General features: G+C 45.5%; 26 protein-coding genes. 23 read left to right on the top strand and 3 right to left on the bottom strand.

Going from position 1 to position 19589, the window contains the following annotated elements:
* Positions 1-197 precede the first annotated feature (197 nt).
* The 6 genes from VJ464_13570 (at position 198) to VJ464_13545 (ending at position 5265) form a co-directional block, all read left to right on the top strand.
* Positions 198-410: a hypothetical protein gene (locus tag VJ464_13570; protein ID HKQ06159.1), complete on the top strand. Its 213-nt coding sequence runs from the start codon at positions 198-200 to the stop codon at positions 408-410.
* Positions 388-1083, top strand: coding sequence for a hypothetical protein (locus VJ464_13565; protein ID HKQ06158.1), 696 nt, complete (start codon positions 388-390; stop codon positions 1081-1083). The genes VJ464_13570 and VJ464_13565 overlap by 23 nt, the downstream gene beginning before the upstream one ends.
* An 87-nt stretch (positions 1084-1170) precedes the next feature.
* Complete coding sequence (locus VJ464_13560; protein HKQ06157.1) at positions 1171-2358, top strand: hypothetical protein; 1188 nt, start codon at positions 1171-1173, stop codon at positions 2356-2358.
* Positions 2355-3008 (top strand): replication-relaxation family protein, encoded by a 654-nt coding sequence (locus VJ464_13555; protein ID HKQ06156.1) that lies wholly within the window; start codon positions 2355-2357, stop codon positions 3006-3008. The genes VJ464_13560 and VJ464_13555 overlap by 4 nt, the downstream gene beginning before the upstream one ends.
* Positions 3009-3063: 55 nt before the next feature.
* Positions 3064-4365, top strand: a complete 1302-nt coding sequence (locus tag VJ464_13550) for a type IV secretion system DNA-binding domain-containing protein (GenBank protein HKQ06155.1) — start codon at positions 3064-3066, stop codon at positions 4363-4365.
* 516 nt (positions 4366-4881) lie between these two features.
* Positions 4882-5265: a helix-turn-helix transcriptional regulator gene (locus VJ464_13545; GenBank protein HKQ06154.1), complete on the top strand. Its 384-nt coding sequence runs from the start codon at positions 4882-4884 to the stop codon at positions 5263-5265.
* 2 nt (positions 5266-5267) lie between these two features.
* On the opposite strand, the gene VJ464_13540 is transcribed toward VJ464_13545, so the two are convergent.
* Complete coding sequence (locus tag VJ464_13540) at positions 5268-5612, bottom strand: hypothetical protein (protein ID HKQ06153.1); 345 nt, start codon at positions 5610-5612, stop codon at positions 5268-5270.
* A 365-nt stretch (positions 5613-5977) separates the two neighbouring features.
* Between VJ464_13540 and VJ464_13535 the strand changes: the two genes are divergently transcribed.
* From VJ464_13535 to VJ464_13505, 7 genes are all read left to right on the top strand, one after another.
* Entirely contained in the window at positions 5978-6169 is a 192-nt protein-coding gene (locus VJ464_13535; GenBank protein ID HKQ06152.1) for a hypothetical protein, read from the top strand.
* Positions 6170-6338: 169 nt separating this feature from the next.
* The gene (locus VJ464_13530; GenBank protein ID HKQ06151.1) at positions 6339-6656 is read left to right on the top strand and encodes a hypothetical protein; all 318 of its coding nucleotides are present in this window, start codon (positions 6339-6341) and stop codon (positions 6654-6656) included.
* Between the two features lie 73 nt (positions 6657-6729).
* On the top strand, positions 6730-7098 hold the full coding sequence (locus tag VJ464_13525) for a hypothetical protein (protein ID HKQ06150.1): 369 nt from the start codon (positions 6730-6732) through the stop codon (positions 7096-7098).
* Complete coding sequence (locus VJ464_13520) at positions 7098-7328, top strand: hypothetical protein (GenBank protein ID HKQ06149.1); 231 nt, start codon at positions 7098-7100, stop codon at positions 7326-7328. The genes VJ464_13525 and VJ464_13520 overlap by 1 nt, the downstream gene beginning before the upstream one ends.
* 423 nt (positions 7329-7751) lie before the next feature.
* A complete protein-coding gene (locus VJ464_13515; protein ID HKQ06148.1) occupies positions 7752-7973 on the top strand; it encodes a hypothetical protein in 222 nt (73 codons plus the stop codon).
* A gap of 173 nt (positions 7974-8146) precedes the next feature.
* Positions 8147-8434 (top strand): hypothetical protein, encoded by a 288-nt coding sequence (locus VJ464_13510; GenBank protein HKQ06147.1) that lies wholly within the window; start codon positions 8147-8149, stop codon positions 8432-8434.
* Positions 8435-8842 carry a hypothetical protein gene (locus VJ464_13505; protein HKQ06146.1) on the top strand — a complete coding sequence of 136 codons (408 nt, stop codon included), beginning with the start codon at positions 8435-8437 and terminating at the stop codon, positions 8840-8842. It abuts the gene before it with no gap.
* Between the two features lie 2 nt (positions 8843-8844).
* Here the strand turns inward: VJ464_13505 and VJ464_13500 are convergent, their stop codons facing one another.
* Entirely contained in the window at positions 8845-10056 is a 1212-nt protein-coding gene (locus VJ464_13500) for a toll/interleukin-1 receptor domain-containing protein (protein ID HKQ06145.1), read from the bottom strand.
* Between the two features lie 168 nt (positions 10057-10224).
* On the opposite strand from VJ464_13500, the gene VJ464_13495 reads away from it, so the two are divergent.
* On the top strand, positions 10225-10428 hold the full coding sequence (locus tag VJ464_13495; protein ID HKQ06144.1) for a hypothetical protein: 204 nt from the start codon (positions 10225-10227) through the stop codon (positions 10426-10428).
* A gap of 351 nt (positions 10429-10779) precedes the next feature.
* On the top strand, positions 10780-11064 hold the full coding sequence (locus tag VJ464_13490; GenBank protein HKQ06143.1) for a hypothetical protein: 285 nt from the start codon (positions 10780-10782) through the stop codon (positions 11062-11064).
* Positions 11065-11748: 684 nt separating this feature from the next.
* On the opposite strand, the gene VJ464_13485 is transcribed toward VJ464_13490, so the two are convergent.
* Entirely contained in the window at positions 11749-12024 is a 276-nt protein-coding gene (locus tag VJ464_13485) for a hypothetical protein (protein HKQ06142.1), read from the bottom strand.
* 15 nt (positions 12025-12039) lie between these two features.
* Here VJ464_13485 and VJ464_13480 point away from each other — a divergent pair, with 15 nt between their 5' ends.
* The 8 genes from VJ464_13480 (at position 12040) to VJ464_13445 (ending at position 19572) form a co-directional block, all read left to right on the top strand.
* Positions 12040-12348: a hypothetical protein gene (locus VJ464_13480; GenBank protein HKQ06141.1), complete on the top strand. Its 309-nt coding sequence runs from the start codon at positions 12040-12042 to the stop codon at positions 12346-12348.
* A 158-nt stretch (positions 12349-12506) separates the two neighbouring features.
* A complete protein-coding gene (locus VJ464_13475; protein ID HKQ06140.1) occupies positions 12507-12860 on the top strand; it encodes a hypothetical protein in 354 nt (117 codons plus the stop codon).
* A gap of 438 nt (positions 12861-13298) precedes the next feature.
* On the top strand, positions 13299-13817 hold the full coding sequence (locus VJ464_13470) for an HNH endonuclease (GenBank protein HKQ06139.1): 519 nt from the start codon (positions 13299-13301) through the stop codon (positions 13815-13817).
* A gap of 1076 nt (positions 13818-14893) precedes the next feature.
* The gene (locus tag VJ464_13465) at positions 14894-15241 is read left to right on the top strand and encodes a hypothetical protein (protein HKQ06138.1); all 348 of its coding nucleotides are present in this window, start codon (positions 14894-14896) and stop codon (positions 15239-15241) included.
* A 54-nt stretch (positions 15242-15295) separates the two neighbouring features.
* Complete coding sequence (locus VJ464_13460; protein HKQ06137.1) at positions 15296-16291, top strand: hypothetical protein; 996 nt, start codon at positions 15296-15298, stop codon at positions 16289-16291.
* Between the two features lie 176 nt (positions 16292-16467).
* Positions 16468-17373, top strand: coding sequence for a hypothetical protein (locus tag VJ464_13455; GenBank protein ID HKQ06136.1), 906 nt, complete (start codon positions 16468-16470; stop codon positions 17371-17373).
* Positions 17374-17771: 398 nt separating this feature from the next.
* Positions 17772-18188 carry a hypothetical protein gene (locus VJ464_13450; protein ID HKQ06135.1) on the top strand — a complete coding sequence of 139 codons (417 nt, stop codon included), beginning with the start codon at positions 17772-17774 and terminating at the stop codon, positions 18186-18188.
* A complete protein-coding gene (locus VJ464_13445) occupies positions 18151-19572 on the top strand; it encodes a terminase family protein (GenBank protein HKQ06134.1) in 1422 nt (473 codons plus the stop codon). The genes VJ464_13450 and VJ464_13445 overlap by 38 nt, the downstream gene beginning before the upstream one ends.
* Positions 19573-19589 lie beyond the last annotated feature (17 nt).

The following is a 19589-nucleotide window of genomic DNA, read 5'->3' as shown; positions in this document are numbered from 1 at the left end:
ACGCCTTTTAAAGGTATGGGGGCATCTATGTCACTACCAAGACTTCTCTACTCGATCCCAGAAGCGTCAAACATTCTAGGAATCAGCGTTTCCACCGTTAAGCGTCTCATCAGACGCAGGAAACTCAATCCAACCAGAATAGGCTCGCGGGTAATGTTCACCCTTTCAGAACTCGAAAGGTTCTCGGAGGGGAGAAAATGAATAAGACCCGCAAGGCTGTCGTCTTCTGTCCCTGCGGGCAAATACAAGCAAACGGCAACTGGCAAAGACCTAGCATTGATCTTGCAGGATTCATCCGTGAGCTTGTCGTCCGCGAACTCGCAACCTTCACCTTTGTGAAAATGATGTGCCCGGATTGTTTCGTGCAAGCGGGCAAAGGAGAATACTATGCAAAGCCTCATGCGAGTTGAAGAAGAACGCCGCCCCTCTTACGCCGAACTTGCTGAAATGGCCCTTGATTGTCTGGACGTGTTCAGTCAGGGATTAGTCAAAGCAATTTTGAGAGAGGGACGAAATCGGAATATGGAAAAGTTCCTGAGACGTAAACGGCAAGAGTGGTCAGACGCCTTTTACAGAAGATGTTGGACTGTTGAAGAAATCAAGGCCGAACAACGCGAGTTGGCACGGGATATGGAAACGGCAATCGTCTACGCCGACCAAAGCCCCCGTCTAGTTCCTGGTGTGTCAGGCTTTCCCGGCTTACAGATTCTCACTCCTCTGTCAGGCCGGGAAAAGAGATTGAAAGAACTCTACGCCGAGGCGGTGAGATTGGAGTTAATTGACTCCTACAATGACCTCAGACGCAAGGCTGATTTTCTATCCAAGGAGCTTCTGAAGCTCAATCTTGTGGAGTATATCGTTGCTCGCACAGACGGCTCTCTGACATCCTTGGCTGACAATCTAAGACTGGGAGCCGAAATCGCCGCTTCTATTGAGGGGGTGGCGGGAAATTCCCCAGAGGTACTTTTCAACAAATCCCAGCGGCTGAAAGAGGCGAAAGAAAGAGCTATAGAGCTTCACCCAGAATCAGCGGAGGAGATAGAAGCCCTCTTTGAGACAGAGCGGTTGAAGCTGGGACTGTAGGAGCAAGTGTAGGAACAGTCCCCACATCTTTACCCTTTATATTCGTTGAGGATAGAGGGTTATTTCAAGGAAAGGAGTGCAAGGCTAATGATTAGATTAGGGAGTGTGGAGTTGAGTGATGATGATTTGAGTTGTCATGTCCATTGCTGGGGAGAGAGCGGTAGCGGGAAGTCGAGAGTTGCTCAATTCTTGGCGAGAACCTTTACGGCCAAAGGTGAGGCTGTAGTGTTTATGGACCCTGGCGGGGAGGAGGTCAGGGATTACTTAGGCTGGGCTTCGGTGTGGCGACCGAGGCGACCGATGTATCTGGTAGATACCTCCGAGAGGGAGTGGATTGTTGGTTCCTGTCCTTTTCAGTCAAAGGAGAAAGACCCTGATGTACTGTCTACGACGGTCAAAGGTTTGGTCAAAGCGACCATGAAAGCCTGGGGTCATAACCCCCTGGAGTACCCCCGATTAAGCAAGCTTCTGAGGATGCTCTATTTCACAATGATCGAGCAGGGTTTGCCGCTTACCGTGATGGATTGCCTTTTACGATACAAGCACCCGGCAAGAAAGGCGATCCTGAAAGGATGCAGTATTCGGGAGGAGTGGGAGGAGCTTTATAGGCTAAAGCCTGCCGAGTTCAAAAACTTCATTGAATCAGTCGAGAATAGGATGGAGATGTTCAGGCATCCCCAGCTTAGACGGATTCTTTCACTGAAAGAAAACTCCATAGACCTTGAAAAGATTTGGGACGAGGGAGGTGTAGTCCTACAGAACCTCCAACCCTCTTCTTTTATGGAAGAGGAGCATAACCGCATAGTGGGCGCGTTGACTATAAACCAACTTGTGAACATTGCCCTGCGAAAGACCAAGACGGTTCAGAAGGGTGGCAAGCGGCTCTACCTGATAGTGGATGAGTGCTATAAATTCATCACTGATGACATCAAAACTATCCTGGACCAGACCCGCAAGTATGGTTTGATACTCATAGCCCTGCATCAAAGACTTGACCACCTTGATAGGCAGACTGTTTCAGCTCTGCAAAACGCCAAGACCAAGATAATTTTCTCCACTCAAGGCTCCCCAAAGCCTGAGAGACACTTTGAAGCTATAGGCCGGGATGGAGTGCGCCGCGAGAGTGTCATGCAAAATGTCCCTTACTTCCGCTGCGACCATTCCAGTTTGCGCGCAACTCTGTTGGCCACTTGGATGAAAAGAGTGGAAGTTGACCGCAGACTTACCAACACCGATTATGAAAAAGACCTCGACGAAGGGGACTTCTTAAAATGAACAAAGACACCGACATATTACAAGCTGCCCTAACCCTTGAACTGTCAACCATAGATGATCTGGCTGCTTTCTTAGGGCGTAATAAGAAGTCTCTGGAAAGACGGTTGCCTAAACTTGTCTCTTCCAAACAGCTTTACAGAAACCGCTGGGCTTCAACGGAGCCTTTTATCTATTCCTCTAAAGACCTGTCCCGGCGCTCGCCTTTTACCATTGAACACGAGTTGATGATAACGGCCATCCATACTGCCCTTTATAGAACTGGACTTTTGATTGACTGGCGACAAGGAAAGGAACACTGGACGAGTGTTCATCAAGACGGATTCTGTACCCTTCAGGTTGGAGAGCGATCTATGGATTTATTCATTGAGGCCGATAACGGCACGATGAACAGCAAAGATATGGAAGCCAAGATCAGAGCCTACCTTGCCTATTTCGAGGAAGTGAAAACCCCCTTTAGAGTCCTGTTTGTTACGACCAGTCAGAGCCGCGCCAGGAACCTTTCAAAGCTGGCCGAAGGCTCAGTGACCGAGAAGAAACGTAAGCTTTATCTGTTCACTACCATAGAAAGGTTCAAATCCGATCCACTGGGAAATATCTGCTTTATCCCTTATGAAAGCAGTCCCCATAGCCTCCTTCCCCGAATGGTATAATGAGAATGGTCCCGGTGCGCTGGGTCAAAGCGCATTTGCCTGTTAAGGAGTCCTCTTGAGTGAAAAACTCATGACGGGTTCTGGTTACAGGCTTCCCGCAATGGAACCTATACCAATCGGTACACGCGAAGATACCACCACCCATGAAACGTTTTATCTGGAAGACAGAAGACGCCATTTGGTTTGTTGGGGAATGACAGGCGTAGGGAAATCTACGCTTCTTCAGAACATCGCGGAATGGAACATAAGAGAAGGTCTAGGATGCACGGTTATAGACCCGCACGGCTCGATTGTGGAAAGCCTATTAACAAGAATACCGAAAGGCCGAACCAGGGACGTTATCTATATCAATCCCCAACTTCAAAGAGTTATTGGGGTCAATATTTTTGCGGGAGTCGGAACGATAGATCAAAAAGTTTCAGCGGTGGTAGATGCGTTTAGAAAGATGTTCTCCGATGCGTGGGGGTATCAGTCAGAGCAGATTTTACGATGGAGTTTATACACAATCCTTGAAGGACACACACCAACATTTTTAACACTAGGGAGACTTATTAATGATCCAGCCTATCGAGTAAAAGTCACCAAGAAACTGAAGAACAAGAACGCCAAGGCTTTCTTTGAACACCTCGACTCTAAATCTATGGAGAAGTTTCGAGCCGAGCGATTGGCACCTCTCGCCAATAAGGTAGATCAATTCGTTACCAACGAACTATTACAGGCTGTCTTTGGTCAGACTGCCGAGGCGTTTGATTTCAGAGATGCCATAGATACTAACAAGATCATTCTATGCAACGTTTCAGAGGGAGGTATAGGAAAACAGGAAGCAGCCATACTAGGAGGCTTTATCTTCTCCAAGCTATTCTTTGCTGGACTGTCTCGCCAGGACATCCACGAGAGTCAGAGGAAGCTCCATACAATCATTGTTGATGAATTTCAGAACTTTATTACAGCGCCTATTGATTATGTGTTGGCCGAAAGTAGAAAGTATGGCCTCTATTTAGGACTAGGAACCCAGACCGCCGCAGCTCTGCCTGTGAACATCAGAACAGCGATCTTTGGTAACGTAGCAAACAATGCTGTGTACCGAGTGGGGGGCCAGGACGCAGAGCTATTGAACAAAGAACTATCCACCAACCTGCCACCGTATCTTTTGCAAGACCTTCCAGATTATCGAGCCTACATCAGAAAGCTTGTGTACTTTGAAAAGCTGGACGCAATGAAGCCAGTCGGCCCTTTTCTTGTAAGAATGTTCCCACCTTCAAAGAAATATGGTGATGAACAAGAGAAGGAAAAGGTGATCTACGAATCACTGAAGAGATACGGGCAGGACAAGGCTAAAATCCTTAAATCTTTCTAATCCCCAGACGAAGCGGAGGAAGCGGCGAGAAACGGCGGTCGGAGCGAAGCGGAGATTGCCGTTTATTGACGCCTTACGCAGCGGAGGTTGGGGATTAGAAAAAAAAGGGAGAGCCTATATCTTTCCCCCATAGGCTCTCCGCGAGAAAGTCTGTTCGGTACTAAGTGTAAGGCGGGAAACCTCCAGTTGCTTCTTCTCTCCGATGGGACACACGCAGAAAACTAATGCCTCTAAATAGCAATCCCCTATTGGCGCAATCCCTGTGTTTTGGCAGTGCTGGCATACGTTTGATTGCGTCACCTCACTACTCATGATAGAAAAAGGGTCTGCTGAGAGAGCTTTTAGAGAGAACCACTCTCCCAGCAGAGTTGGGTTTTAATGGAAGTAGCAAATTGCCAGTGAGCCGCTTCCATTATTCTGGAACGTGTATTCCGGTAATTCGGAACGGCGAGAATAGTAGTACACACGTTTGTAGTGTGTCAACTACTATTTTTGTCGCTTCCTACAAAGGAAGCTATGGAGAAATTGAGAACGTATATCCGTGCAGTAATGAAAGAGAAGAACCTCAAGGGCATTCACATCCAAGCCCGCAGCGGCAATAAAATCAAAGACTCCACAATCTCTGACATCCTTTCTGGCAAGGTCAAATCTATAAGCGTAGACAAGCTCAACGCCCTGGCGAAAGGGTTAGGCGTTGATGGAGTAGAACTGTATAAAGCTGCCAGTGGAGAGGAGACTGATTTTAGAAATACCGAGCCGTGGCCTGCCAGAGTGCTTGTTGAGGCAGTAGACAAGATTGTATCCAGCCCAGACCTTACCGAGATAGTCCAAGCTCTCCTGAAGGCCAAGCCTGCCAAGATAAAGGCAGTCAAGAAAGTGTTACAGGCAGGAAAAGAATAATCTTATGGCTCCCGGCGACCCTGTTTAATTTGTTGCCATTCTTCCAGCGTCACAAAAATCAACTGACCATCTTTAAGATAAAACCAGCCTCCCGCACGCTCCCGCAGCGCAGCCAATTTGTTGTGTGCTGCTTCTGTTATTGCACCGGCATCGCCCCACATAAATTGACCATTCGCCGGAGGTGTCCAGATCGGCGCTTCCAGCAGGTCGTAGCGGTAATCGTCACCGACTATCGCCCAGCCCGCATCAGCTTCGCCGTTATAAACCTTGTTCATATAGTCGGCTAGTTCTTTCTGGGGGCCATCAGGCATAGCGTCTATTTGCGCTTGGATTGCTTCTTTACTCATAGCCAGATTATATGCCCTCTGCCCTGTGGATTCACGCCATTGACAACCTTTGACGGTTTTGTACAGTTAGGGTATGAAGTATTCACCCTACCAGATGAAGCGCCGCGCCGAGCAAGTCAAGAAAGCCCAGCGGTTATATAAACAAGGATTCTCAACACGAGAAGTCGGAAAGATGATAGGCAAATCTCACGGCTGGGTTGCCTATGTTTTGAAGGAATCTACTCCTGTGGATAAGTGATGTTTGACAGTTTTAGACAGTGCAGTATCATTAAGTCATAAAGGCCAACCAATAAAAACCAACGTACAAAATAAATCAAATGAAGTGCAATGTCTGTAAGGGAACGGGCAAGGTAGAAGTCGAGGGAATGAAGCCTGACGAGTTCACCACTGAGAAGTGTGATGTGTGTATGGGAAAGGGCGAGCGGGATGTCTACTTTATCCTTACTGTTTGGGATGCAGATAACGACCGAGAGATTACCAGTGAAGATGTGCCTTTGGACTATGAACAAGCCTGTGAAGTGATTGCCCGCCAAATCAAGTACGCCCAAGAAAACTAACCCCCCAACCAATTACTCAAGATGACTATTTGCTTATCGGTTCGTAAGGTTCAGGGCTTCCACTTTTTACCTTATTGCTTAACCCTCAAAGAAAATCCGGCAATCTATCAGTGGCTTTTCTGGACGTTCTGTTTCTAGTCATACTAACCCACCTTACCAAATAGCTACTATGAATGAAAAACTAGAAACAATCCGGCAGGCGTGTATCAAGGCGAATCCTGATATTTTCATTGAAGGCTGCGAAAGTGGAAAAGAAAACTGCGATTGTTGGTGGCACAAAAACTATCCACCGGACGGAAATAAGTATCGTCCTATCTGCCTCGCAGATGTGTTGCTGGCGATAGAAGGTAAGAGCTATGACGGTTGGCCAGCAGGGTATCAACTCATCACTTCGAGAAATATCCGCCGTCCGTGGAACCCCCGCACCGATGACCTCACCCAGCAGTCGGAAGAAACAATAAACTTTCTCTACGAATTACTTCAATGAAAACCTACATTATTGAATCCCTAACCCTTCTAGGAATCTTAGTTTTAATGGTCTTAACCCTCGCAATACTCTAATGACCCTCGAACAACAAGTAGTAAGCCTAGAGCTTGCCAAGAAGCTCAAAGAGCTAGGAGTGAAGCAGGAGAGCATTTGGTATCGGCGTTATCGGAAAGGCGCTAATCCAGAATGGGACTTAGCCTATGTGGGCAATATCCAAGCAGTAGATCAAAAATGTTCCGCCTTCACCGTAGCCGAGCTTGGAGAATTATTACCGCCATACTTCTGTTCCTTTGATGCCAAGCGAAAGTATAAGTGGTCTTGCGAAAAGTGGTCGCACGGAACCATTAACGGCGATGTTCCGACACAATACGCAGACACCGAAGCCGACGCCCGCGCTCGAATGGTTATTTACCTAGTCGAAAACAAACTCATCACACTTTAATGTCTCAACTCATCAAAGCCACAGCCCCCCAGACCCAGAAAGTCCACATTGAGCACGCCAAGATAGAAATAATGGACGGTATCGCTAACCTCCAAGATGCAATCCTACTTCTGATCACCAGCCCGAACTTCAAATGGAGCGAGCAGGAGAAACAAGATCACAAACAATTTATAGGTCGAGCAATGAGGAAGTTAGAAGGGCTTTTTAACTACTTCAACCTACCAGAATGAATGTAAGCCACCCCTACAACATAAAACCTCAAGACGTTCTAAGAATCCGCCGCGAAGAACTGAATATAACGCAGAAGGAATTGGCTGATGAGCTTGGCATAAGTTCAATGGGACTTTCTCACTATGAAGTAGGCTCACGTCAGCCCCGCCTAGATTTCTTAGAGAAATGGGCAGCGGCGTTAAAGATGGAAATAAATGTATTCCTTACAAAGTCCCCACTCTCCCAAATCAATGAGAGCCAATAAATAAATCTATGACCAATCCAATCACCCTTACAGGCTTTAGAAGTTTCCTACGAGTAATGAAGAAAGACGGTATAGACCCTAAAGAATTAGCCCAGATACTAATTGAAGAATGGGGAATCTATATGGTTTCCGAGATCGCTACAGAGATAGAAAAGGCCGAGAGTACAATACCAGTACAATGAAGATCAAGATTCAACGCTCATTCTCAAAGCGTGTACAGCTTAAGCAGTTCGAGCCTATAGAAAGCTCTTGCGCGATAGAAACAGAGTTTGAGATTGCTGACGGAAAAAGCTCGGATGAGAAGAAAGCAATTGTAGAACTGAATTCCAGAACAATTGATACTCTATGCCGCGAAGAAGTCGAAAAAACATTAAATCAATTCAAGTCTATAGACACCTGAAAAGCACAAGATCAAGCTAAAGAGACTTCCCAGCTTGAAGCACCATTCCTAGAGGAAGTAGAGATCATCACCCCAAGAACAAATACAAAATTCAAACTTATATAATTATGGACTGGAACAAATACAAAACTGTGGATTCATCAACTCAAAGAATGTGGCCGGAGAAAGATCAAATGCTTACCGAAGGAGATTACATCGAAGGCCGCTATGTAGGTAAAAAAGAGAATGTAGGATCTAACAACTCCACCATCTACATTCTTGATGTAGACGGAGAGCAAGTAGGAGTTTGGGGAACATCAGTACTTGATACTAAGTTCGCCCAGATCGCTCAAGGTAAGATGGTAGCTATTGAGTATCAAGGCAAGAAGCAATCAGAAAAGAGAAAGGGCAGTAGCTATCACGATTTCAAAGTTGGAGTCGGGATTGACACTGTAGGAGATGAAGACCTATTTGCTCAATAGATGATTAGACCCCTTTTCTTTGGTTCAGTAAGTGAGCAAGGTGCGCTTATACTTGGAGACCCCTCACGCTTCAAGGCGTACCTTCTCACCCTGAAGGGGAAAGAAGTACAGCTTTCAATTAAACGCTATGAGCTTACCCGCAGCAATCAGGCTAACAAGTACTATTGGGCGGTAGTTATCGCAATGGTCTCTGAGGCTATGGGAATCATCCCAGACGAAGCCCACGACTATTGCAAAAGCTTATTCCTGAAAGAAGGTGTAGAGGTAAACGGTAAAAGATATGAGATTATCCGTTCAACTGCGAATCTTCCAAGCTCTCAGTTTTGGGAGTACATCGAGAAGATAAAAAACTGGGCCGGGGCAGAACTAGGTATAGCTATCCCAAAACCGCATCAAGTTGAATACTAACTTTACCCAGATCCAAAGCGACGCTTCAAAAATGGGTATCCCAAGATTGTACCTACGATCCCAATAAGCCCGCCGATTATCTTGAGTATTGTATCTTGAGTTGAGGTGAGATTAAGATCAGTTAAAACATTGATATAGGCGATAATTGAATTCGAGTTCATTTCAAACTCTACTGGTCGCCTATTCTGATCTAACTGGTATTCAATATCAGGCTCGAATCTTAGCGAGACAGCATGCCGCCCGGTTGTTTCAGGTAAAATCAGCCACCCCCAAAGAAATTCTGGACCGGGGTTTATCATTCGTGAGTTATCCGTAGGAGTAATTTTGAACGAAGGTGATTCTAATTTGAGAACAGTTGATAACGTGTATACCTGTTCTGAATCCGGTTTGAACTGGGCGCTTATTGGGAGAGTTTCCGATACTTTAACCGATTTAGGAATTCTTATACTAAGAGTACCTGAGATTTTTTTCCTATTTGGAGAGGTCCCCTGTAAAGACATAGGCATATCACTCAGTTGGAAGTTGTCTGTACCTTTTGGTCTTAATATAGGGCTGCCGATACGCGGGGCGAGCCACGCAAGTGAAGCTATAAATCCTACTATTAGGACAGCGATAAATATATTACGTAGTATACGGACTAAAGGACCTGTTTCTATTTCATCAGGATAATAGCTAGATGTGCTAGGGGGTGCTGGTAAGGCATTGGCAACAGATTGAGGTAACCGGGGGTGTAATAGTAGGTTTAACGCATGAGCAACATAAAATGCTAATCTTTCAAAAATTTCACTCTGCTCATAAGGACTCGCTACATCTAATGATCCATAAGGGCCATTTGCAGGATATAGCTGTCCAAGTTCCGTTTCGAGGTATGGGGAATCATTTATAATAAGGGGTATTATAAGAGGTGTTTCAAAACTCTCCCTTTCTCGCTCAACTCTTAAAATCAGTGGCAACTCAAAGTCCGTTATATAGTCTGAAGAAAAATAGTCCTTGCTTATAAGTACTATAATAACTTTAGCGCGCCCAATAGCTTCTTCAGCCTCGAATTCCCACAGAGTAGGAGGGTCTATTTCGGTTTTGTCCCAGATTTCGACATCGAAACGTCTTTCAAGTGTCCTTAAATGTTTTCTGACTTCGTTAACCCATCGTACATCTTCAGGGCTGTGACTATGACTGATAAAAATCATTGCTTTTTCATGACTTTGACGTGACATAGTATCCTTGATCAAATCCAACTCTAATGTGTTAGTCTACAGAGAATGAAAAATACCCTAGAGCTGTTGCGTATGCCTAGATGGTCGCGCCTATTCTATCCTAACAACTGAGTACTTTGTAAAGGTAATTGACATTCCTCGAAGGCGTGTAGTAGATTGGCGCGCACTATGGCATTAGAAAGCGCAGGATGTGCTGTTCCAGCAATGCTTGTTCTTATAGGCTTAGGAATAGGCGGCGTTGTATACGGATTGATGATCATTTTCGGTGGTGCAGTGGGTGATGTTCCCCGTTGGGTTGGTATACCTGTGATCGTCTTTGGCATCATTTGTTTTTCTATATATGGAGCCGTCGTTAAAAGTTGGGATAAGTAGTACAAAACTTATCCACACCCCCACCCCTTCCCAGACTCTGAGTTAAGTCAAAAAACGTGTTGGTCAAAACAAACAAAAGTACTGGAATTATCAAGTCTTTTTGTTTGTTTTGAATATGAATATACTGCTCTGCCTTTAATGTATAGAAAAAAATCTGAAAAACGACCTCCCTTCCTCAGGGCGATCTTCAAGTTTGCTATATGGTATCAGCTGAAACGCTTGTGTTGAGCCTCTTCTCGTACCTTAGGCACAAGAAAAATACCAACACGAATGTTTACTTAACTCCCAGACTCTACCAGTTTGCTATTGAGTGATTGACACTCCATTTGGGCGTGTAGTAGATTGGCGCGCATGACTGATGCCATGCCGCCGCCGCAACCCTCGTGGTGGGATAGGCTCCGCGAGGAATTTGTGGAACCCGCAATAATTATTTTCTGCCACGCCCTGTTGATTGTCTTTGGCGTGCAAGTTCTATCCTTATTGAGTTGGCTGATAGCCATAGCTCATATCTCCAACTTAGCCAAAGAAGTTTTATATACAATTGACGAATATCTGATGATTTTTGCCTTTGTAATACTTGGCTTCAGTTTTATCATTAAGATAGTGACGGTGGTATTGGGAGGCATAAGAAGATGAACCAAATAAGAGAGACAACAAAAGGTGGGTCTGCCTCCCAACTACAGAACGCCACGTCAGCGTCACCAATCCATTTTAGGAAGGAGCTTTATAAGCTTCTTTTTCGTAACCAAAAGTTAGAGGCCACTATCTACGGCATTTCACTACTAACTGCCTTTACATATGCATTATTCAATCACTTTGTTCTAGGAAGGCCAGAAAAGCTCATTTTATATGAGGGAAGTGGTATTGCTATCTCTGTGTTTGTGGTATCAGCATTAGGCTACATCTACCGATCCCGCGAACATACTTTTACTGATGGCATATTTTCCAGTCCAGAGTTCACGCGCGTTATAGTGATGTTTTGTTTGATCGCAGTGGTAGTCAGGGTAGTCTTTTCGCCGTCTCCACTGCCTACAAGTTCGATGATTTTTCTACTGGCAGTTCTACTCTTGCTAGTGTTCTTCGTCATTGCTACCAACCAAGTAGAAAGACGCAAGTAGTTATCCACAGTGACAGCCGGAGTCAACTTGCTATACTTAAACAGGAATCAGAAGAGCTATTGTAACTTTCACCTCTTAGAAGCGTTTAGGATATTGAACCTATACGCATTTCTCCCACTTTGCAAATTCGGGCAACCGAGCTTCTAAGAGGGAGTGGGAGGAAGTCGTATGGGTTTTTCTTTTTCCTCATAACTTCCCGCCGCTAGGTTTCTTCGAGCAAGTTTTCCTCATAAAACTGGCCGCACACAGGTAAGTACCCTTTCATAAATTCCTCGCTCTGACTCAGGCCCGTCAACGAGGGACTTCCAAAGGGCATTTGCCCGAACATACTTGATTCTTTTTCAGACAACAATTCAGGAGTAATAAAGGATACCTGACTGAATGAAAGGACAAGAGCTAAAGGAACAACACTACCAGTCAAGAGTCCTTCGCCAGCTAGGAAGGATAAAGGGGCCTGTGCAGAGAGTAAAAATAACACGACAAATCTTCAAAAATGTCTACAGAGAAACAATCAGAGAGTTTGCGTAAAAGATTTCACGATGAGTTTTGCCACTATCCCGATTCACACCTTGAAACTTCCGGCCTTGATTGTTCGCTAAGCGAGGAAACCGCCTACCCTAATTTGATTCTATCCTTCATCCGTACCTTTGCCTCTAGCCTCCTAGATGAGGTGAAGCTGGAGGAAAAGCCAGGGGAGTTTGATGTTGATGATTTCTCACGGATCTCCGCACGAAGCTACAATCAAGCGATTAGAGACTTCACAACCAAGGTCGAAGAAGTAAAAACTAGACACGGACTATGAAAAAGATAATTCAGGCGGTCATAGAAAAACTGATTGCTGATAATTGGATCACTGTGAATGAACAATTGAACAAGGATGCCCTTAATGCATTTATTGTGGAAGCTATACGAGATATAAAGGTCAAAGACTTTCTAGACGCATTTGACCTCTAACCCCCTATGGACCGCATCGAGCTTGATGAACAACTAGAACTAGAGCAGTACGAGAATAAGGCTATGAAGCCTCTTAGCTTTCCTTCTGTAGAGAAGTTTCAAGTAAAAACACCTTACGCCCCGCGCAACAAAATAGAAGCTCTGAAACACGAAATCTACGAGTTCTTCAAACCATACCCAGCACCCAAAATAGACTATGGATTTCTATGCGGTATAATAAGACCAAAGACCTATGACCGCGCCGAGGCAATATTCAGAAAGCTCCAATCAGACCTGAAAGACCAGCGAAGTTCAATCAACAACCCCCCGGCTCTATGGCTTCGCCTAATGTTCCCCAAGAAAGTCGAGCCACAATCTTAGAAAACAATGAACTACACAGCCTCAAGTGTAACGAATAATCCAGGCTCTGAAGACTTCGAGTTGAAAAGGCCCCGGACAAGTTGGAAGGACCTGCGAAAGGTGATACTTGGGACTGCGGCAGGAATATGTTTCTTGACGGGAGTAATCTTCTGGGCCGGGCAAGTACTCATAGGGCTGATGTGGATTATTAATAAACTTTAGATTCCGTGAAAACCCTCCCCTGTTCCAAACAACTCTCCCCAGATTAAATGAACCCCTCCTTCCACGGCTCCCATAGAGGCTGTAAAATAATAAACAAGAAACAGCCCAGCCAAAGTCCAAAACACTTGATTGAAGGAAGGTACTGTATCACCCATAAAGTAGACCTCTGCGCCTGTGGTAGTGAATGGTCGCATGGACTCTCAGAGGAGGTAAGGAAAAGTAGAATCACAAAGCCTTATGGCACACGAAAACATGAAACGTTCATTCCTTAAAAGGAAACCATCAAAGCTCAAAAGAACACCCCTCAGGGCCAAGAGGCAGGCCATAAGGAAAGTTACTAAACTCTCGCTAGGTAGGCTTAAGAAAGACCTACTGGAGATTGCTAAACGCCACGTCCGAGAGCGCGATGGAAAATGTATGATGGCGGGCGCAGATGGTAGGAGGTGCTGGGGCTATCTACAAGCTTCCCATATCTTCCCTGAAGGTATCTACCATTCAATGAAATTTGACCCCCAGAATATGATCGCCGCTTGCACTCAGCATCATATCTATTGGTGGCACAAAAGTCCGCTGGAGGCTGATGCGTGGCTCAGAAGACACTTGGGAGAGCAGCAGTATCAATATCTGTTCAGGCTCCGAGATGCCTACAAAGAAAAACAGTGGTTTATCCCTGAGCTTACCGAGCTTCTAGCTCAAGCAGAGCAAGACCTAGCCAGCTACGGCAAGCACTACGAGCCGCATAGGCCCAGCCTATAACAAGCTACTCGTTCGAGGCTATTAGGGATTACAGCAAGTCTTGCGATTGAACGGATGACTATTCGCACGGGTAGTAATCAACGGTATAGTATCTTGTAACGCAACCGCTACCATAAATATGGCAATCGCAGGCAATAATCTTGTAGCCACAGGGAGTAGCATAGGTATCATCAGTGTAGTATTGAAAGTCAGTTTCTACCCCAGGGCACGCTTGTGCCTTTGGGACAAGCATAAAGGTAAAGGAACCCCAGACCATCACTATGGCAAGCAGGGTCAATAAGGCGCGATTCTTCAGGACATTGCTTACTTTCCGCATGGTTCAACCCTCCCTCGTACTTTGGATCGTTATTTAGACGCTTCGCATCAAGCGGTGAACTTGCTTCAGGACATTGCAAAGCAGCTAACGTGATGGCCGCTACTTTATACCAAAGACAATGTAATGTAAAGAACTTTATCTTGTTTTTCTAACCAGTTTAGGGCTGTGGATAAGTGGTACTGGACACATGGCACATATGACATATGATTAAGGTATGAGGAAAGTAATTGATGCCACAAGTCAAAATCCCCGCTGCCAGTGCATCGTGTGCGGCCAATGGAAAAGACAGTACAACGCCAAGCGAGAAAGGATAATGTTTGGAGCGCAAGGTGAGAATTGGGAAGTGGTAGACCCAGCAACCGGATACCTTGCCGATGTGTGCCGCGAACACTACGCCGAGCTTGAAGCAAAACAAATTTTCTAACCTTCCATGAAATACGAACGTTCAGTAATCCTCGTAGACCCCAAAGACCATAAAGAGCTTAAAAAGAAGCTGGCCCGGAAAACAAAACAGCATCCTCAAGGTCAATCCCTCTCCTCCTGGGTACGGGAGAAAACCCGCCAGGAACTTTCGCAGAAACAATTTATCACTCTCAAACCTCACTAAAAACATGAACGAAGAACAAGCACGAGCATTGGTACTGGCAATACAGGGAATTATTAATAGTGAAATGGCCGCGCTAAGAAGGTTAGATTTATTAAAGGAATTACTCGAAAACGAAGACTTCATAACTTCGTAGTCAATTATCTTTTTCATTCAATGAAAACCCCACCCAAGAACCCCAGCCTCAAAGTTCTCCTGTCTCTCTACCTCAAAGAGAAGTATCCCAACTTTATAAACGGCGGCGATCTTGAAACCTATTCAATCACGCAAGGCTACAAGGCTAGCAATGGTTCAAGACGCTGTAGAGAACTAGCCGATGAAGGAACCTTCGAGCGCCGGATGAATGGCAAGTCAGTAGAGTACCGCTATCTTCAAAAGGAACCCCAGAAAAGCATATCTATCTTCCGCTGCCACTTTTGCCCCAAAGATGCAGTAACCCTTAAAGGAACCTTCAAAGTCTGTGAAGCTCACGCACAAGAAAAGGCCGCACCAAGTTTGTTCTAAGAAGAGTTATGATAAAATCTCCGATAAATATAATCAGTAATTCGAGGTTGTCCTATGAGAGAGCTGATAGCAGTCAAGGGGATTTCACTTTTCGCAGATTATCGCTGCTCAGCATTAAAAAGAGACGCACTTATTTATAATCGTCTTGCTGCTCTTAATTTTGATGAGTCTCTAGAGAGTTGGGAGCACAGCAGTAATGAGCAAAGCAAATATATTCTTGATAATGCTAGGTGGTTACTTGAAAAGGGTTTTATCTTCCAACCTGAACTTCCTTTTCCTACAGAGACTCTAGTAGCTGACCAAGACTACGAAACGGGGCGAGCTATTCTTGCTAACGCTCAGAAAGAAATGCTAGAAACCTACGCGAAATATAATTTAGATAGCCCGGAACAGATCAAAAACTTCTCCCGAATTGTAAGCTCCCCTAATATCGGAAGTATAACCAAGGCAATATTCCAAGCTCAACAAATAGAAGTGTTTGCTGCATTGTATAGCTTCGAGGTGTGTCTTGTGAGATTATCAGCTATCGCCTTGCGTAAAGAAATGGAGGCATATTCGATTCCGATCCTATATAGAGATATTAAGCCTAACCTTGAAGCACGCGACAATTTCACCTTGGGCGAGGTTATTCAGATAGCCATTAAGTCACTCCCCATACCTGACGACTCAGTTTCGTGGGAACAAATCTTTGATTACCGTTCCGACCCAGATTCATTCAATAAGTTTCTCGCCCTAAGAGATTGGATGGGTGAGGTTGCAAGAGAAAAGCTCACGCCTGTTGAAGTAGAAGAAAAGCTAGAGTACCTTGTAAATCAATATCAGCAACACATCAAACTTCACAAGATGAAAGCTTCTATGGGGACACTGGAAAGTGTACTTACCGTGGGAGCCGGTTTCCTTGAGAACGTCGCAAAGCTGAAGCTTGAAAAGGCTGTCAAAGGGCTATTTCACTTTAAGCATAAGAAGATCGAATTGATGGAGGCAGAGCTTAAATCCCCCGGCTACGAGGTGGCCTATATCGCCCACACACAAGAAAAGTTCTCTAGGTAGTCGTTTTATCCACACAGCAAAATCCTGCCAGTTTGAGCCGATCTGTCAGGGGATTCAGTAAAGGAGCCAGTACCAGTAGGGTTGTTTTGGGCTATATATAATGGTATATATCGCTTGGCTGTCGGGTTAGCAAAGATAGTATCTACTAGGAGCGTTTAGGTTATTGGAGGACAGGTATGGAAAGTAATAGGAGTAAAACGAGCCAATCAAGCCGAACGAGTCAAACTTCTGATCGAATAACGACTAAGATTGAGGACTTTGAAATTGGCATTCTTCGCATTGAAATAGATGGAGGGTGGAGCACTTATGAGTTTTCAAGTTTACTTACAAATCTTCGCGATGCTTACCTTGATATTAACATGATCATTTTCTTTTCACGTCAGGTAGAGAGCGAATATAACTCTATTGATCGATCAAGGACGATCTCTGCGGGAACACGTTATTTTAGCGATGTTTGGGAATCCGAGACACGGAAGGAACTAGAATATATTGATTCTGAAATAGGCCGACTAAAGTTATCAAATACCAGTACGAAATTATCTTTAGATTTACTAAAATCAATCGCTCAAGGATATACTACAGACCTTTATATTAATAGTATTGAGTATAGCTCGCCTGGCTGGATAGAAGTGATTGGAAATCTTAACCCTTTAAAGATTCTTGCTGATGTTATTACCTCATGGAGAAGAGAGAACACTGAGCGGAAGAAGGCTGAATTAGATGGAGAAAAGGCTGCCCGCGAGGCAAGTGTTGAAGAAGAAAGGGTAAGATCTCAAGAGCGGATTGAGATGGCTAAGATTAAGTCGGACTTACTGAAAACTCTCGTGGCTACCGGAGCACCTTTACGACGTGTTTCTAATGGGGCAGAACTCGAACGAGTATTAGCAATTATTGATAAACAAGCAGGTGAAACAGTAGCGGATATTTCTAAAGATAGACGCATCGGAGAGGTCAAGGTACTTACTGCTGGAGCATCTCAATCGTCTTCCAGTTCTCCTGCTCCAGACGCAGCCTCCCCCCCTGCTCCCGCCCGTGCGGACTCGTCTTCCGGTTCTAATCAAGGAACCATGATAGCTGAGTAGTTGTCCTCCTCCTAAAAGTCAAAGCGCCATCCTATCCCCTAGGGCCTGTGGATAAAAGCGAAAGCCAGATTTGCTATAATTTCTGTATACCACCCACAATGAGCCAGCGAAAACTACGTCTCTTCAGGAGAACTATCAATAGGCAGATGGAGCCGCGTATTGAGAAGGCCGCGAGGGAGATGGCTACTCAAGAGTTCATCCGATCCACCTTCAAGCCCCGGCCCCGGTGGATGCCTATGTTTATGTGGAAAATGGTCGTAAACCTCGTTGTAAAGCACTGATGTCCAAGTCCGACCTCAACAAGTTTTTCCTTTCCAAGAAATCCCCTCTCAGACCCAACCAGAAGCAAAGACTAAAGGCCGAGATCAGACACGAGAAATCAAAACAACATCCCTCTAATGGCAAAGAAAAAACTAACCGAGCATCAGAAAAAGCTCATTAGACTGATTACGGATAATTTAGGCAATAGCGGGCCTGCAAAAACTCTTGAAGAGTTGATGCTTGAGGCCGGTTATTCTCCTGAATCAGCCCGCCAGCAGAGCAACATAATGGCAGGCATCAGACCGCAGCTTGAACCGATCATCGAGAAGCTTCAGACTCGCAGAGATAGAGCAGCAGAAGCTATCACGGACAAGAAGCTCGATAAAGCCAGCGCCAGAGATGCGGCCTACGTTGTGGATCTTCTCACCAAGAACATTCAGCTTCTAAGCGGTAAAGCTACCGAGCGCCCTAATAACGTTATTACTGGCCTTGAAAACCTCTCAGACGAACAACTCGATGAACTCATCAAGGACAGAAAAAATAGAGCTGGCTAAGGCTCTTATCGAGAAGGAAAGGAGGATCGCCCAGAACCCTCTTAAGTACGCCCAGCAGCACCCCAAGCAGCAAGAGGTAAGCCGAGTACGAAAGGCTATCAGAGCCTTATTCTGGGGCAACCGTGTAGGTAAGACTGAGTGGGGCGCACAGGAAACCGCCAAGGTTCTATTGGGAGAGCATGAGTGGATTCAACCAGGGGAAGTCTGGAGCTTTTGCCCTTCTTTCGATGAACAGAAAGACACCACCCAAAAGAAGCTTCTCAAATACATTCCAGAACACCGAATCAAAGATAAGACTTGGCTTCGCAAAGGAATCATTAAGGAACTTGTCATAGATGCTGGCAATGGTCGCACTTCAAAGATCGCTTTCAAAAGTTATGAGCAGGGGAGAGAAAAGGCACAGGGAGCAGGAAAGGTTCTAATTTGGTTTGATGAGGAGCCACCGCACGATATTTGGGAAGAGTGCTTTGTTCGCACCGAGGCAGGTGTCCAGCTTCATATCATCCTTACTATGACCGCTATCAAGGGTATGACGTGGGTGTATAACGACATCTACCTGAATACCAGCAACCCCGACATCTTCGTTTCTGAGGCAGGCTGGGATGATAACCCTTGGCTCACTGAAGACCAGAAGGCTCAGATGGGCCGAGGACTCACGCCTCAAGCTTTGAAGGTCAGACGTGAGGGGAAGTTCGTCAAGATGGTTGGCCTCGTCTGTAGCTGGTTTGGCCGCAGCACTCACGTTGTAGACATCAAGGAGCTTCCCCCAGGAGATACTTACTTCGCAATAGACTTCGGATTCTCTGCCCCCTCTGCTGGCCTGTGGGTTCGTATAGATCGAGAGTTCAACTGGTGGATATTTGATGGCTTCTACCGGAAGCAGCTTACCAATCCTCAGATTCAGGCAATCATCAGGCTCAAAGAGCAGAATCTTGGCCGGGTGATCCGCATAGGTGACTCAGCCCAAGCCAGCGATATAAAGCAGATGAACGATGCTGGAATCTCTATTACTGGGGTTGAGAAAGCCCCAGGTACGAATAAGGAGAACTGGGACGAGTGGCGCGCACGGCTGATGGAGGAACAAGGCCATATCTTGGAGGCTACCGGCAAGCCAAAGCTTTTCATCTCCAGCAAGCTTGTTGACTTTGACGAAGAAGGTAACGAGTTCAATTTCTTGGTCAAAGAGATTGAGAACCTACGCTGGGAAGAAATCAAAACCGATATGGGTATCGAGCAAAAGCCAATGTGGGGCAAACAGGCCAAGCACGCAATAGACGCTTTGAGCTATATCCTTGCCACGATCAACAAACCTAAGAAGGAAGAGGCACCAGCCCAGGCTTATACAGGTGCAGTCAAACCATTCTACCCAAACATAGGAGTATGAAACTCACCGAGAACGAG

This window comes from Blastocatellia bacterium (assembly GCA_035275065.1).
GTDB lineage: Bacteria > Acidobacteriota > Blastocatellia > UBA7656 > UBA7656 > DATENM01.
Note: the sequence above shows the minus strand (reverse complement) of the source record. Positions and strands in the feature narration are given on the sequence as shown.

Coding starts and splice junctions, on each gene's coding strand:
- VJ464_13570 (HKQ06159.1), top strand. CDS start 198: ATGAATAAGACCCGCAAGGCTGTCGTCTTCTGTCCCTGCGGGCAAATA.
- VJ464_13565 (HKQ06158.1), top strand. CDS start 388: ATGCAAAGCCTCATGCGAGTTGAAGAAGAACGCCGCCCCTCTTACGCC.
- VJ464_13560 (HKQ06157.1), top strand. CDS start 1,171: ATGATTAGATTAGGGAGTGTGGAGTTGAGTGATGATGATTTGAGTTGT.
- VJ464_13555 (HKQ06156.1), top strand. CDS start 2,355: ATGAACAAAGACACCGACATATTACAAGCTGCCCTAACCCTTGAACTG.
- VJ464_13545 (HKQ06154.1), top strand. CDS start 4,882: ATGGAGAAATTGAGAACGTATATCCGTGCAGTAATGAAAGAGAAGAAC.
- VJ464_13540 (HKQ06153.1), bottom strand. CDS start 5,612: ATGAGTAAAGAAGCAATCCAAGCGCAAATAGACGCTATGCCTGATGGC.
- VJ464_13535 (HKQ06152.1), top strand. CDS start 5,978: ATGAAGCCTGACGAGTTCACCACTGAGAAGTGTGATGTGTGTATGGGA.
- VJ464_13530 (HKQ06151.1), top strand. CDS start 6,339: ATGAATGAAAAACTAGAAACAATCCGGCAGGCGTGTATCAAGGCGAAT.
- VJ464_13525 (HKQ06150.1), top strand. CDS start 6,730: ATGACCCTCGAACAACAAGTAGTAAGCCTAGAGCTTGCCAAGAAGCTC.
- VJ464_13520 (HKQ06149.1), top strand. CDS start 7,098: ATGTCTCAACTCATCAAAGCCACAGCCCCCCAGACCCAGAAAGTCCAC.
- VJ464_13515 (HKQ06148.1), top strand. CDS start 7,752: ATGAAGATCAAGATTCAACGCTCATTCTCAAAGCGTGTACAGCTTAAG.
- VJ464_13510 (HKQ06147.1), top strand. CDS start 8,147: ATGCTTACCGAAGGAGATTACATCGAAGGCCGCTATGTAGGTAAAAAA.
- VJ464_13505 (HKQ06146.1), top strand. CDS start 8,435: ATGATTAGACCCCTTTTCTTTGGTTCAGTAAGTGAGCAAGGTGCGCTT.
- VJ464_13500 (HKQ06145.1), bottom strand. CDS start 10,056: ATGTCACGTCAAAGTCATGAAAAAGCAATGATTTTTATCAGTCATAGT.
- VJ464_13495 (HKQ06144.1), top strand. CDS start 10,225: ATGGCATTAGAAAGCGCAGGATGTGCTGTTCCAGCAATGCTTGTTCTT.
- VJ464_13490 (HKQ06143.1), top strand. CDS start 10,780: ATGACTGATGCCATGCCGCCGCCGCAACCCTCGTGGTGGGATAGGCTC.
- VJ464_13480 (HKQ06141.1), top strand. CDS start 12,040: ATGTCTACAGAGAAACAATCAGAGAGTTTGCGTAAAAGATTTCACGAT.
- VJ464_13475 (HKQ06140.1), top strand. CDS start 12,507: ATGGACCGCATCGAGCTTGATGAACAACTAGAACTAGAGCAGTACGAG.
- VJ464_13470 (HKQ06139.1), top strand. CDS start 13,299: ATGGCACACGAAAACATGAAACGTTCATTCCTTAAAAGGAAACCATCA.
- VJ464_13465 (HKQ06138.1), top strand. CDS start 14,894: ATGAAAACCCCACCCAAGAACCCCAGCCTCAAAGTTCTCCTGTCTCTC.
- VJ464_13460 (HKQ06137.1), top strand. CDS start 15,296: ATGAGAGAGCTGATAGCAGTCAAGGGGATTTCACTTTTCGCAGATTAT.
- VJ464_13455 (HKQ06136.1), top strand. CDS start 16,468: ATGGAAAGTAATAGGAGTAAAACGAGCCAATCAAGCCGAACGAGTCAA.
- VJ464_13450 (HKQ06135.1), top strand. CDS start 17,772: ATGGCAAAGAAAAAACTAACCGAGCATCAGAAAAAGCTCATTAGACTG.
- VJ464_13445 (HKQ06134.1), top strand. CDS start 18,151: ATGAACTCATCAAGGACAGAAAAAATAGAGCTGGCTAAGGCTCTTATC.